Origin of the sequence: Thomasclavelia saccharogumia DSM 17460 (assembly GCF_000686665.1) — a bacterium.
GTDB classification, from domain to species: Bacteria; Bacillota_I; Bacilli_A; order Erysipelotrichales; family Coprobacillaceae; genus Thomasclavelia; species Thomasclavelia saccharogumia.
The window spans coordinates 21321-36223 of the sequence record NZ_JMLH01000029.1; the positions used below are offsets into that span (position 1 = coordinate 21321).

The following is a 14903-nucleotide window of genomic DNA, read 5'->3' on the forward strand; positions in this document are numbered from 1 at the left end:
AATCAGTTTTGAATTAACGCTTCAAAATCATACGTATACCAATTGACCAATGCTGTGCCAATTTAAATATAGAGTTTTGTTAACATATAATAATTTAAATGTTATATCTTTAGTTTATTTCCTCTATCATACATATATGTTTTTTACTCTTTTTATCATAACTGATTCCTACTAATATTAGATCATCTAAATATTTCTCTAATCCATAATAATATTTCTTCGCTTTGATCTGATCTATCGCTGTTTCTACTTCCTGATCCCATTTTAACTCTACTATCATCGCTGGTTTATCACCTTTAGGCATAAAAACCATATCTGCAAACCCTTTACCGCTTGGCATTTCTCTTATTATCGTATAATGATTTCTGGCATATATATACGCGATCGAAATTGTATACGCTAAGGCATTTTCATTATTATATGTTAGTATCGCTGTATCCAAATGTGCTTCTTCGATATACTTGGCTACTAATTCCTCTTCTCTATTCCATGTCGCTTCTAATAAGGCTCTGCTGTTTAATAACGCTTTCGTCGTTTCATTCCATGATGAATCTTCAATTGATGCTATAAATGAACTTGTTACTTCCTTATTTGGAATATAACATGTCTGATCAGAACTGTTATATCCTAGATATCCTAGATGAATCAGCAGTGTTAAAACATCATCTTTTGATTTGAACGTCGTCATATCATTTTGAAACTTATCTGTATTCAAATATACTTCTTCTCCAGCTAATAACTTGACAATATCATCTTTCAAGCCATCATAATTCATATCGATATACACTCTTAAGGCTTCATACGTCTCGGTTGCACTCCAGTAGTTTTCGTATTTTCTGTCCATTAAAGCATAAACAACAGAACGATGGTTATAAACTGATAAATCATCTGTCATCCTGTATCCATCATACCAGTCCTTCATTTTTTCATAGTCCATATCATATTTTAAACATAAATCTTCAACTTCTTTTTCTGTAAACCCCATAAACTCTTCCAGTGGTGTTGGATTGAGTATTGATATTTCCTTGAACATATTCAAGGCACTATGGGTTCCATATTTCTTAATTGGCAAAATTCCCGTCATATAGGCAAGCTCTACATAGGGCTTATCTTTTAATAAATCTCTTAAAAAATCCAGATATTTTTCCTGAGCTTCTTTATTTTCTTTATATTCTCTAAAAATACAGTCCCACTCATCGATAACAAAAATAAATGTATGATGATATTTAACATAGATCTTATTAAAAATATCAGCTAAAAATTTATACCTGCCTATTCTTATTTCATAAACTTCTAACAATTCTTCTAAAACACTTTCTGTAAGATAATCAACAAATTCAAATATATCTTTTGTTCGTGATGAAAAATCCTGCATATTGAGATGTATCACATTATGCTGATTTAAATGCTTTTGATATAACTCTGTTTGACTGATTTTTAAACGATTGAATATCTGTGATGAATCACAGCCCTTGGAATAATAAGCAACAAGCATATTGGCATCAGTGCTTTTTCCAAATCTTCTTGGTCTTGAGACACATAACATTTTATTTGGCGTACGTATCAAAGGATTTGTTTTCTCTATCAATAAGCTATGATCAACAAATACTTCTCCTCGCAGCATTTCAGCATATTTTTCATTATTTGGATTTAAATAGATTCCCATGATTATCGCTTCCTTTCATAGAATTATTGTAACATTTTTTATTTACCTATTCATCACAATTTGATGCCGATCATAACTAAATTTTATTTTACAATAAAGGATTAAAAAAACAATCGTAAAGGCATACTAGAAAAACTACTCGAAAATGAGTAGTTTTTTATTATTTTTTTGACTACCATTTGACTACCACTAAACATAGTTAAATATATCTAAATTTACTTAAATACAACTAAGTAAATCAAAATCAAAAGATAAAATAAAAAAGCTTAAACCTTAGTAAAACCTAGTGTTTAAGCCATTATTTACAATGGTCTCCCCTCACGGTCTCGAACCGTGGACCCTCTGATTAAGAGTCAGATGCTCTACCAACTGAGCTAAGGAGAGATGACAATTATTATAATACACCTATTTTTAGATAAAAGCAAGTGAATTTTAATGATAAACTATAAAAGTTATGCTATAATTAACAAATAGATGGGGTGAGTGTCAAATGTTTTATAAACAGACTGTAAATGATATAAAATTAGTTATTTTGTCATTAGATGGCGGATTATTAGATTTAAATCGCTTAAGATTCAATTATCTTAAAAAAATATGTAAAATTCATAATCAAGTTTTAACAAAAGAAGAGTTTGAAAGATCATTAGGTAATATGTATACAATGTATGATAATTTTCCTATCAGTCAGGATATTGTTTCTGATGATTTAAATGAATTGATTGAACGTGATTTATATGAATATGCAAAATTAAAGCCAAATTCATTAATGAAAGAAGGCACTGAAGAATTATTACAATTTTTTAAACAAAAAAATATAAAAATTGCTGTAATTTCGACTCATAAAATAAAGCGTGCCATCCAATATCTACAATTAACTAGATTATATAATTATGTTGATTTTATTATTGGCGGCGATAGTAATAATCCTCCATTACCTGATCCATATCTATTATCCATAATTTTAGAACAATTAAATGTTACCCCTGAACATGCTTTAGTAGTTGCAAACTACCCTAATTTATTATATGCTGCTAATCAAAAATTATTTAATGTTATTTATTTAACTGATTTATGTCCAGCAGTTAATTCGATTTCTTATCGAGCCTTTAAAGTTGCTAAAAACAATCTTGAGGTTATCAATATTTTCCTCTTTGCACGATATGATTCTATGGAAATGTACTCGCCTTTATTAGGTATGTCTAGCGATATGTCCATTGAAACACTTGAACAAACATATTATAAACTGCTTGAAGAATACAAGAATGATCCTCAATTAGTTGATTTAGTACGTCAAACATATCATTACTTTTTAGGTGAAATTTTAGATAAAAAACCTGACTCTGCTAATTCTTCATTATTTGAAGATGAAAAAGTATCTAATCAGCAAGAGCCTCCAGATACTAAGGAAAATACGACTGCCAAAATTGATAATTCTTCTGAAGATCTAGTTAAGCATTTTGAATTTTCAGACGAACCTGAAGATGTAAAATCAGTAAATGATAAACCTATAATTGGTGGTGATCCTAAACGAGTTAATGAACTTATGGATATTATTAATGGAACTGTTAAAGAAGAAACTGATCATGATGAGATTCCTGATTCTCCAATTGAAAAAGAAGAAACAAATATAAGTAATCATATTATTAACTTTTTCTATACTTTAATAATTGTAACAATTATTTCTTTTTCTGGAATGCTTGTTTTTTCAGCTTTTGAAGATTTTATCAATAGACCTGGTATTGTTACAGGAATAATAAAAAAGCTAATAGATTTATATGTTAATATTGTTTCAAGTATTTATGCTTTTATTTTTAATATTCTTCATAAAATTTTAAATTTTATTCCTGATTATGATAACTTGATTTCTGGTAATAATTTTTTATCTAGTCTTGCAATTAAATTGATATTATTCATTATTTTTAACTTGATTATTGTATATATCATAAAATTTGTAACTAATCTATTAAAAGAGTCGGAGGAAGATAATGACCCTTATTCAAAAAATTAAAGAAACTGATATTAAAGTATCGCATATTTTTCCAAAATTTTATCATCATAAATTCTTATGCAAAGCTATGACTATTATTACAGGTGTCGGTGATTTTGGTATGATCTGGCTGTTTTTAATATTTGTTTTAAGTTTAAATAGTAAAACTCAGCTTCTAGCTCAAAAAATGCTCGCAGCTTTACTTCTATCAACTATTATTAGTCAGGTTATTATCAAATCAATAGTAAAAAGAAAAAGGCCCTGTCAGACTTACAGCGATATTAAAATGTTAATTGCTATCCCTAGTGATTATTCTTTCCCATCTGGACATACTGCATCAAGTTTTGCCTGCGCGACTACCATATGCTTTCTTTTCCCTAAAACTGGCTCCTTATTTATTTTATTTGCCTTTTTGATATCATTTTCACGATTATTTCTATTTGTTCATTATTTAAGTGATGTAATCTGCGGAATCATTCTAGGCATTCTTGTAGGTATTCTAGTAATGATATTTTAAAAAACAGCATGTCTTTTAAGACATGCTATAACATCACATAAATCAAAATAACAGCAATTAGATTCTTTACACTATGCAATACGATAGGGGCAATAATATTTTGCCTTCTTTCATAAGCATAAGAAAATGCTAAACCAGCTGTCATATAAGGAATCAATTTCAGCCATTCTGTCATATCACCAGCTAAAATATAACTATAAACATGTAATAATCCAAATAAAAAAGATGAAATCAAGTGTGCCCAAAAGGCACTTTTTTGGCGTAAAGTGTTAAAAACAAGACCTCTAAAAAATAACTCTTCAACTATTGGTGCTAAAATAACAGCATGAACTGTCATCAACAAAACATTTGAAGATAACATAGTAACAACAAATGTTTGATTTGTCGCTTCACTAGCATCAGCTGATAAAAATAAATTAACTATAAATTCACCTATATAACCAAGCACATATGATGATATTATCCCAATCGTTAAAATCCAAATAATATTTTCTAATAACTCTTGTCGAAATATTTCCCAATTCTTTTTTATAAAATCCTTAAATACAACTAATAATAATATTGCTGTAGATAAACCAATCAATACATTAAAATAAACATTGATTGATTCTGAAGTAACATCATTACTTATAAATACTGTATATAATTTGATCAAAAAATTAAAAATACTTGGTGCAAAATACAAATACCAGGGAAACAAAATAATTGTTCCAATTGCCTTTTGCCGACTACTTAATTTTATTTCTTTTATTAAATTCAATCTAACACCCCATTAAATAATATTTTTATCCTCTAAATCAATTTCTTCAAATAATACCGCAAGACAGATCTGCATTTCAGCTGAAAATAAATAAACCATTATCACTGCAACCAATAAATCAGAAACTAGAGTAACTGGTAAAAATACTTGAATTATCGCTGTTATTATGATTGTTAATAAAAACCAGCCTAAATATGAAAGATATAAGACAAACAAAGTCCCTTTATATCTTTTCATCAAACGTGCAGATTCACTCATCGCCTTAGCCCCATAAATCTTATATTTTTCTAAAACATATGGTGTCAATGCAAAAGTCAAACTATATAATACAGCAATAATCAAAATAGCAGCAAATTCTATTGTTATAAATCCCCCTAAAGCTCCCGCTATTTCAATAAAAGCAGGATCTTCAACAACCGCAGTAAGATCACTAGTATAAAGATTTGATTGGGTTAATAATAATCCAAGATTATCAAACACATTTTCATCAATAGTTATTTTAGCAATAAAAAATAATATCAAAGTAGCCAGCAAAACAAGTACTATTAAAAAAGCAATTTGAATAAAATAAGTAAAAAACAATTCTTTAAATCTTTTAAATCCTGTTAAACCTTCATTTTCAATTGTAACTTCATCACCACGTTCATTTACTGCTTTTAAAGCTGTAACAACATTCCCATGAGAAAATGGTAGCATTATTATTGATACTAACAAAGAGATAAATGGTATTGTCACATTCAATGTTTGACCAAGATAATCTATAACCGTTGTTATCACACTTATAAAAATAAAAACAAAAATTATATTATTATGATCTTTCAAAACACTTCTAGCTTTTATTTTAATATCCCGAATATTCATTTAGATCTACCTCCCTGAGCGTATTATAACAAAAAAGCAGTCTAAATGTAAAATTATTTAATATCTAAACTAGTCTTGATTGCTTGATTGATCAATTGCATTATTTTATCATCTATGATTCCAACTTTCTCCCTTATTCTTTGTTTATCGATCGTTCTGATCTGTTCCAATAAAATAACACTTTTTTTCTCTAAATAATTATTCTCTACCATAACATGTGTTGGCAATGGATTCTTTGTTAATTTAGATGATATCGGTGCTACAATAATCGTTGTAGAATAACGATTACCTTTATTATTTTGTAATACAACAACTGGACGATAACCACCTTGTTCACTTCCAATCACTGGTGATAAATCAGCATAATAGATTTCCCCTCTATGTATCATATTTCACAACTCCTTTAGTGCAATATATGAACTAAATAATTTTTTATTACTTAAAAATTATTTAACTGTCTGATCATTTTATGTTAGGATAAAATTAACGGAGGTAATAATAATGATCAAAGCTGTGATTTTTGATATGGATGGTTTAATGATTGATAGTGAGCGAGTTACTTTTGAAGGATATCAGCATGTTTTAGCTAAAAAAGGACTAACGATGTCACTAGATTTTTATAAAACTTTATTAGGTAAACCATTAATAGCCATTTTTAATCAGTTTTATGATACATATGGTAAAGATTTTAATGTCGAAGATACGATTGAGGCAGTTCACCAATATATATCTGATATATTTGAAAAGGATGGTGTTCCATTAAAAAAAGGACTGATTGAATTATTGGAATATTTAAAAACTCATAACTATAGAACAATTGTAGCCACAAGTTCCCAGCGTTATCGGGTAAATCGCATTCTTCAATTAGCAAAATTAAATCAATATTTTGATGATTCTATTTGTGGTGATGAAGTAACTAAAGGCAAACCTGATCCTGAAGTATTCTTAAAGTCATGTGAAAAATTAAATGTAAAACCACACGAAGCGTTGGTACTCGAAGATTCTGAAGCTGGCATCAAAGCTGCCGATCTTGCAAAAATTAAAGTAATTTGTATTCCTGATCTAAAATATCCAGATCCTGAATTTGTAAAAATGACATATAAAATCATGAATGATTTGTTAGAGGTTCGTGATTTTTTTAACCAAGATTAACTTGGTTTTTTTATTTGAATAATATAAAAAGCTGGTTAAAAACCAACTTATAATAAATTTGAATATATCATTTAGCAAGTTTATCTAAAGCATCTTTAGCAGCCTTTTGCTCTGCTCTTTTTTTACTAGATCCTACACCAATGCCTAAAACCATATCATCCATTTTTACAGCCATCTCAAAAACAGGATTATTTGAAGGTCCTGTAGCTGAAATCAAATCATAAGTAACTGTTTTTCGCTGATCAGCTTGAATCAGTTCTTGAAGTCTAGTCTTAAAATCAGTTATTTCATCATAATCAACATCTTTAACATGTTTATAAACTGTCTTATTTAATACTTTTTCCACATATTCATGACCACAATCATAACAAACAGCACCAATAAAAGCTTCAAAAATATCTGCCAGGACGCTATCACGATCACGTCCACCATTATTTAATTCGCCAGCACCTAAAAAAATCAACGATCCTAAATCCAGCTCTCTTGCAAAACGAGCCAAGGATTCTTCACGAACTAATTTAGCTCGTAACTTTGTTAGACGTCCTTCGGGTAAATCAGGATATAGATCGTAAATATATCGTGAAACATGATACTGTAATACCGCATCACCTAAAAATTCTAATCGTTCATAATCATGATTTTTTAACCGATGTTCATTTGCATAAGAAGGGTGCGTAAAAGCTTCGATAAAAATATCTATTTCATGATAAGGTATCTCCATAATTTGTAAAAATTGTTTTAATTCCACGTTATTTCAATCCTTCTTTCATTTTTTCTACTACATTACTTGAAACCATTTCAAAAGCTAAATTTATAGCATTTTCAAAAGCAACAGCATCACTAGAACCATGAGCTTTAATTACCGGTTTAACAAAGCCCATCATCAAAGCCCCACCAGCCGCTTTAGGATCAAATTTTGTCATTAATTGTTTTAAAGCTGGTTTAGCCATTACTGCACCTAATTTAGTACGAGTCGAAGACATAAAACCATCTTTTAAACTTTTTACTAACACTTTAGCTACACCTTCAGTTGTCTTCAAAGCAACATTACCAGTAAAACCGTCAGTAACTATGACATCCACCTCGCCATCTAAGATTTCCTTACCTTCAATATTGCCAATAAAATTAATTTCTTGCATACTTTCTAAAATTTTATATGTTTCTTGATGGATTTCATCACCTTTATGATGTTCACTTCCGATATTTAATAAAGCTATTTTAGGATTATCGATTTTTCGCACATTTTTAGCATAAACATTGCCCATAATTGCAAATGATTTTAATTGTTCGACTGTATTTTCAGAATTAGCACCAACATCAAGCATAGCTACATCTTTACCATTATATGTCGGTAACATTGCCATTAAACAAGATTTTTCTACTCCTTCTAAACGTTTTAAAAATAGCATCGCACTAGCATAATAAGCTCCCGTATTTCCACATGACAGTACTGCATCAACTTCATTTTTTCTTGCCAGCATCATTGTTTTAACCATGCTGGATTCTTTTTTTCTACGAATTGCAAGAATATTTTCTGTCATTTCTAATACTTCTTGAGCATCAATTAAAGTTACCTGAGAATAGGGTTTCAAAGCTTCTAATTCTTCTATTTTTCCTACCACATATAACTCATCAGTTTTATTTTTACTAAGAAATGATAAACAGGCTTCGACAACGATCGAACTTCCCAAATCACCACTCATAGCATCTATTCCTAATTTCATCTTTTTCACCTCATATTAGTACATATTATAACACAAATCAATCAATATATTTATTATTGTTGATCAATTGTTCTTCAATCTCATTAATTAATTTTAAATATGCTGCATCATTAGATTTACTTTCTAATAATTCCTGAGCATCTTTTCTAGTTACTTCCAAAATATTAATATCTTTAAAAATATCTCCGATTGCAAAAGCTGGTAGACCACTTTGTTGATTTCCTAATATTTCACCAGGTCCCCTTATTTTCAAATCATAATAAGACACCTCAAAACCATCATGACAATTTTTCAAAAACTCTAATCTTTCAATTGCTTCTTTACTAGAAGAATTACTCAACAAATAACAATAGCCTTGTTTATGCCCTCGACCAACTCGGCCTCTTAATTGATGTAGTTGACTTAATCCAAAACGTTCAGCATTATAAATCACGATCCAATTGGCATTACTAACATCAACGCCAACTTCAATAACTGTTGTTGAAACTAAAATTTGAATTCGATTAGCTTTAAAATCATTCATTGTTTTTTCTTTAGTTTCATCATCCATTTTACCATGAAGCAGCCCTACTGTATAATGATTTTTAAAATAAGCTTTCATTCCTTCGTAAATACTAGTTGCATCACGACTATCAATAGCCTCACTTTCATCAACCAAGGGACATACAACATAGCATTGTCCGCCACTAGCCAAATAATTTTTTAGTTTATTTAAAATAGGCTTCATACTATGCGATTTTATTACCTCAGTTACAACTGGTTTTCTTCCGCTAGGCATTGTTTTAATAGTTGAAACATCCATATCTCCATATAAACTGATTGCTAAAGTTCGCGGAATCGGTGTTGCTGACATAACCATAAAATCTACTTTTTGACCTTTTTCTTTCAATGCTTTACGCTGATTTACGCCAAAACGATGTTGTTCATCTGTTATTACCAAACCAAGATTATGATAATTTACTTTTTCTTGAAATAATGCATGTGTTCCTACAATAATATCTATTTTCCCGTCTCTTAAATCTTGATAGATTGCTTGTTTTTCTTTGGTTGACAAATGTCCTGTCAATAAACCTATATTAACACTAGTTTCTTTAAATAATTTTATTAATGATTGATAATGCTGTGTTGCTAAAATTTCCGTGGGTGCCATCATGGCACCTTGAAATCCGGCTAAATAATTGGCATACAATCCAATTGCACCAACTACGGTTTTACCACTTCCTACATCACCCTGAATAAAACGATACATCGTCGTATCTTTTTTTAAATCATTAATTACTTCATCGACCGCTTTTATTTGGTCATCTGTTAATTTAAAGGGAAGCTTTTCGATAAACTGCTCTAATATTTTTTGATCAAAATTTTTCTTGATACCAATATTTTTCTTATGTGAGATCTTAATATATTGCATTGTTAATTGAAATTTTAAAAATTCTTCGTATTTTAAATGCCGTGAAGCTTCTTTAATATCATTATTGTTAGATGGAAAATGAATTAAATTTAAAGCTAATTCTTTATGAATTAAATGATGTTTGATCAATAAAGAATTAGGTATTTCATCTTGTATGTGTCCCTGATAAAATTTTAAAGCTTTTTTTACATAATTCTGAAATGACTTTTGGGTTATTCCCTCTTTTAATGAATAAACAGGACTGATTCCGGCAATTTCATCTAAAGTCTTTAATTTAATATCACTAGCCACAATACTGTTATTAGCACTATTATATTTACCAATTACTGTCAAAATCATCCCTTTAGTCATATTTTTTTTCATAAAATGACGATTAAATATCGTGATTTTATAAGTTTCGTGCTGATAAAGAAGAGGAAATGTCAACCTAGATAATCTTCCCTTAAAAAAGACTTTTGGTTCCTCAATTAAAACACCTTCAATAATAACTTTTTCATTATTTATTAAAGGTGTTTCCTCAATACACTCATAGCGATAGGGAAAATGAAGTACCAGATCTCTAAGATTATTTATGCTCATTTCATTTAATAATTTAATTCTATTTTCAGTTATCTTTATCTGCTGTAAAGGAATTTGTCTTGCCATAATATCACCATGAATATTGTATATTATTTACTCAAAAATATCTACTCCTAACATTTTATTATGATCAAACAATCAGAATATTTTTATCTATAATATCAACTTAATCATTAGATTATTTTTATTAATATATTTTTAACTATAATAAAAATAAGTCATCCTTTAGAATAACTTATTTTTCAATCAATTCAATAGCTTGTTTCAATACTACCTCACCATTCATCTCTAAAAGATCTTTTTCTTCAATTACGGCAACTGGAATAGAATTTTTAACAATAGAGCGAATTTTTTCAAGATCTCCAGCATTTTGTGGTGCTATTAAAATACAGTCAGCCTCTGCCCAAAATAACTCAATTGCACTTGAAATTGCTGTCCAGATCATCACATTTATATTTTGTCTATGCGCTTCTTTTTTCATCGCATTAACAAGCATAGTTGTAGTCAATCCTGACATGCAGCAAAGTAAAATTTTATACACAATTATACCTCCATACATACTATTTTATATTATGCAACGATTCTATCACAACGAAACAAAAAATACTACTTTTTTATCACAAAAAAAGATAATTATCATTTAATGCATGTTGTAAAATGAAACTGGAATTTAATTTTGTACATTTCCACCATCAATCAACTATAAAAAGAAATTTTTATTTATTTTTAAATCCTTGATTTTATTATATCGTCTTTAAATTAATAATCATTTTTTTGATAGACTTATAAAAAACCAATCAACTTAAATTGTCGATTGGTTAGTTTTTACTAATTAGTTTTTAAAAATTTCTTTTTTAAAAGAATTGATGAAACACATAAAGCAATAATATAACTGCATAACCCTAAATCATCACCTGTTTTAACAGTACTATTTTGATTATCAACTAAATTTCCTAATCTATTATTGCCAGCACCAGATACAGTAGTACCTGGTTCATTATTGCCTAGCTCAGGCGCTGGATTCAAATCAGGTTTAATCGAATCAGGATCTGTTGTTAAAGTTATCTTTGCAGTTCCAGAAGGAATTCCACTACCTCCCGTTAACTTTACATTTTTAGTAGTAACTATTATTTTCTCACTAACAGCATCGCCACCTTTTTTACGATCATTTGCTGATAAAGCTAAACTATCACCACCGTTACTTTCAAGATTAGCTACTGTTATCTTACCATAACCAGTAATTCCATCACCGCCATCACCATAATGACCATAACCACCATTAGCAATTAATGTACCTAAACCAGAAATAGTTCCGCCATTTAATACAACACCATTACCACCTTGAACTGATGGATAGAAAACTTCTTCTCCTCCACCAGTAGCAGTTAAAATAGCATTTTCTGCAATAATAAGTTCTCCATTAACCAAGATTGCATTTTGACCTGGTAATGTGCCACTGCCATCATCACCTTGAATAGTATTAGTACCTAACACAGTTACTTTTCCATTTACAATTACAACACTCAAATTATCTGGTTTATTAGCACCATCTGTTAAATAGCGGCTATTTGAAATAATTTGAGCATCTTTTAAAACACTACCTTCATTCAATGTTAAAGTATCTGTCAATGCTGAAGAGTGTGACATTGTAAACGTTCCACCATTAACCTCAACTGGTCCAAAAGCAACAGAGTCTTTTAAATGTAAACTACCGCCTTTTTCAACAATAATTTTTACACTTGAATATATTTTCATGTTTTCAATAGTTACAGAACATCCTGCAGGTATCGTTAAAGTTTCTAAAGCATATCCTTGATTATTACCAATGATTCCATATAAACCAGATTCATGTGAACCATAAATATGAGTTAAATTAACTGGTACGATACTATCAGCACATTTAGAAATTTCATATGGTTCCATATCCCATGAAGTAATTGTTTGATCTAAAGCATCAAAACGTTGTTGTAAAGTTTGATCATCTACATAAATACGTAATTGACATTGATTAGATACTATAGTTTGTCCACGATCAGTTAATGTAGCTTGAACAATATATACCCCAGCTTTTTCTGGCGTTCCAGAAACAGCAATCGTACCATTAATATTAATAACATTCATTCCGCTTCCTTCTGGAGAAATAGAAACAGATAATTTTGCTTCTGAATGTTTATTTCGATATTCATAATAATCTGATTTATCAGTTCCTTCTATTACATAAGGAGTTAAATAACATTGATATCCTGTTTGTCCAACAGTTACAGCATCTAAAGAACCTTCTAATGTTAATGATAACTTGTCATTAATTTTTAAAGGTACTGTTTTTTCAATAGATACATCTCTTTCATCATCAGATATTATTTTAATATTAACAGTATAATCTCCAATATTTTCTGGTGTTCCAGTAATTTCAATTTTATTATCAACAACTCTTGCCTCTAATCCATTAGTATTAGGCAAAACACTAATTTCTAATGAAGCTTGATCACTGTTTGTTCCCGTTAATTCATATGATAAAGAATCATAATATGCTTGCCCTTTAGCACCATCTTTTAAAGATGTTGATAACATTGTTAAATTTAAAGGAATAAAAGATGGTTTTGCGTTTCCAACATTTTCTGGTTCAACAGTTGTTCCAGCATATATTGCTGAGCCGTTGTTTTCGATTTTTCCGGTATCAAATGTACAATTAGTAAAAGTTGCTGTTCCATTGTTAATAACTGTTTGACTAAAAATACATGATTCGAATACTACATTTGCTCCTTCTTCAATTAAAAGCCCACTATCAATATCAAATGTAATATTTCTTACAAGAACATTACTATTAGCACCAAATTTCATCGTTCCACCACGAACATCTCTAATTGTTCTTTGCATTGGTTTATCTTCAAAAAAGTTTTTTGTCCATCCTAATAATTGTTCAACATTAGAGCCAATCGTAGTTGTTCCAACACCTGTTAAATTAGCACTAACTTTAATAATTGATGCATTATTGGACCAGCCTAAATAAGTATCTAAATTATAACTGTTATCATCAATAATATATTCATCATTAGCTGCATATACTTTTGTCATATTTGCAGCTGGTTGTAACATCACAACCATAGCTAAAAATAAAGAAAGTATAATTTTTTTCATATCCGATCCTCACTATTTATTTTATAGTTAGCTTAAGCTAACAATAAGTATATTACTACCTACCCATATTGTCAATAAAAACATGATATTTTGTTATAAAAAGCTAACAAAATAAACTACCTAAATCTAGGTAGTTTATCCGTGTATACTATTTTTCTTCATTTCGTTTTGATTTTCTTACTTTCCATGTAAGTCCACTTGCTCCAAATGAAGAAATTGCTAGACTCATCCATCCCCAAATACTAGCTGGATCACCCGTTTTTAGATCATTTGAATCTGTTTTGTTACCTGAGTTATCTGGAGAAGGCGCTGATGAATTACCGCTATTTGTAACATCACTAGATGGTAAATCATCACTATTATCAGCTTTTGCTAAAGCATCAATTGCACTTTGTAATGCTTTTGCAATATTATCAACTGATTCTTGAGATTCTTTTGTTTCTAAAATTGTTTTAGCTTCATCAAGAACTATTTGAAGTGTTGACCAGCTATCTGCAGTATAATCTGTTTCTTTTAATGCTTCTGCCTTTTCAATGATAGATTGTAGTGCTGCTGTATCAATTTCATCAACTGGCTCATCTTTTAGTGAAACTACTATACCAGATACTGATGGATATCCGATTGACTGAACATCTAATTCATATTCTGTACCAGCATCTGGGAAGACTACTGTCGTATTTCCATGGAAACTTACTTCAGCATCAAAGTTTATACTTCCATCTTCATTAAATACTACCGTTCCCAAATTACTTCCTCTTAATGCTTTTCCATTTACACTGATTCCTGATATACTGCTTAAATATGTCGCTACATCTAATCCTTCTGGTAATACTAATTTGTTATTTACTAGTTTTACGTCTCCTTCGTTATATCCTGCTGTTAAAATAACATTTGCTGTCATATCTTCATATAACTCATCTGTATATGTTAATGTATACTGCCCAATTCCTGTAGCAGCTGTCTTATAGACTGTTAAGACATTGTTTTCATATTTATAATCTGTTCCGGCAACTAAACTGTTTCCTTTATAGCTTACTTCTGTTAATTTATAACTGCTTCCCTCTGGTGCCTTTATACTCATTGCCACATTTACACCATCTTCATATAC

Annotated in this window: 13 protein-coding genes and 1 tRNA gene; 3 read left to right on the plus strand and 11 right to left on the minus strand. The window is 29.7% G+C overall.

The window, feature by feature from the left end; all coding sequences use genetic code 11:
- Positions 1–109: 109 nt before the first annotated feature.
- Both BR82_RS0107955 and BR82_RS0107960 read right to left on the minus strand, forming a co-directional pair.
- Positions 110–1666: an AAA family ATPase gene (locus BR82_RS0107955; RefSeq protein ID WP_027089759.1), complete on the minus strand. Its 1557-nt coding sequence runs from the start codon at positions 1664–1666 to the stop codon at positions 110–112.
- 308 nt (positions 1667–1974) lie between these two features.
- A tRNA-Lys gene (locus BR82_RS0107960) sits at positions 1975–2050 on the minus strand.
- 106 nt (positions 2051–2156) lie between these two features.
- Between BR82_RS0107960 and BR82_RS0107965 the strand changes: the two genes are divergently transcribed.
- A complete protein-coding gene (locus BR82_RS0107965) occupies positions 2157–3674 on the plus strand; it encodes an HAD hydrolase-like protein (protein ID WP_027089760.1) in 1518 nt (505 codons plus the stop codon).
- On the plus strand, positions 3652–4170 hold the full coding sequence (locus BR82_RS0107970; RefSeq protein WP_051592785.1) for a phosphatase PAP2 family protein: 519 nt from the start codon (positions 3652–3654) through the stop codon (positions 4168–4170). The genes BR82_RS0107965 and BR82_RS0107970 overlap by 23 nt, the downstream gene beginning before the upstream one ends.
- A 25-nt stretch (positions 4171–4195) precedes the next feature.
- Here the strand turns inward: BR82_RS0107970 and BR82_RS0107975 are convergent, their stop codons facing one another.
- Genes BR82_RS0107975 through BR82_RS0107985 form a run of 3 tightly spaced genes read right to left on the minus strand, consistent with a single transcriptional unit; the run spans position 4196 to position 6180 of the window.
- Positions 4196–4930, minus strand: a complete 735-nt coding sequence (locus BR82_RS0107975) for a CPBP family intramembrane glutamic endopeptidase (protein ID WP_027089762.1) — start codon at positions 4928–4930, stop codon at positions 4196–4198.
- 12 nt (positions 4931–4942) lie between these two features.
- Complete coding sequence (locus BR82_RS0107980) at positions 4943–5791, minus strand: DUF975 family protein (protein ID WP_027089763.1); 849 nt, start codon at positions 5789–5791, stop codon at positions 4943–4945.
- A 53-nt stretch (positions 5792–5844) separates the two neighbouring features.
- Positions 5845–6180 carry a type II toxin-antitoxin system PemK/MazF family toxin gene (locus BR82_RS0107985; RefSeq protein WP_024721640.1) on the minus strand — a complete coding sequence of 112 codons (336 nt, stop codon included), beginning with the start codon at positions 6178–6180 and terminating at the stop codon, positions 5845–5847.
- 112 nt (positions 6181–6292) lie between these two features.
- Between BR82_RS0107985 and BR82_RS0107990 the strand changes: the two genes are divergently transcribed.
- Positions 6293–6943 (plus strand): HAD family hydrolase, encoded by a 651-nt coding sequence (locus BR82_RS0107990; protein ID WP_027089764.1) that lies wholly within the window; start codon positions 6293–6295, stop codon positions 6941–6943.
- 67 nt (positions 6944–7010) lie between these two features.
- On the opposite strand, the gene rnc is transcribed toward BR82_RS0107990, so the two are convergent.
- The 6 genes from rnc to BR82_RS0108020 all read right to left on the minus strand — a co-directional run.
- Complete coding sequence (gene rnc, locus BR82_RS0107995) at positions 7011–7691, minus strand: ribonuclease III (RefSeq protein WP_027089765.1); 681 nt, start codon at positions 7689–7691, stop codon at positions 7011–7013.
- A 1-nt stretch (position 7692) separates the two neighbouring features.
- On the minus strand, positions 7693–8667 hold the full coding sequence (gene plsX / locus BR82_RS0108000) for a phosphate acyltransferase PlsX (RefSeq protein ID WP_027089766.1): 975 nt from the start codon (positions 8665–8667) through the stop codon (positions 7693–7695).
- Positions 8668–8704: 37 nt separating this feature from the next.
- On the minus strand, positions 8705–10723 hold the full coding sequence (recG, locus tag BR82_RS0108005) for an ATP-dependent DNA helicase RecG (protein ID WP_027089767.1): 2019 nt from the start codon (positions 10721–10723) through the stop codon (positions 8705–8707).
- A gap of 169 nt (positions 10724–10892) precedes the next feature.
- Complete coding sequence (locus BR82_RS0108010) at positions 10893–11198, minus strand: PTS sugar transporter subunit IIB (protein ID WP_027089768.1); 306 nt, start codon at positions 11196–11198, stop codon at positions 10893–10895.
- Positions 11199–11485: 287 nt separating this feature from the next.
- Positions 11486–13795, minus strand: coding sequence for a hypothetical protein (locus tag BR82_RS0108015; RefSeq protein WP_027089769.1), 2310 nt, complete (start codon positions 13793–13795; stop codon positions 11486–11488).
- A 148-nt stretch (positions 13796–13943) separates the two neighbouring features.
- Positions 13944–14903: FIVAR domain-containing protein (locus BR82_RS0108020; RefSeq protein ID WP_027089770.1), on the minus strand; the 960-nt coding region annotated here is incomplete at its 5' end.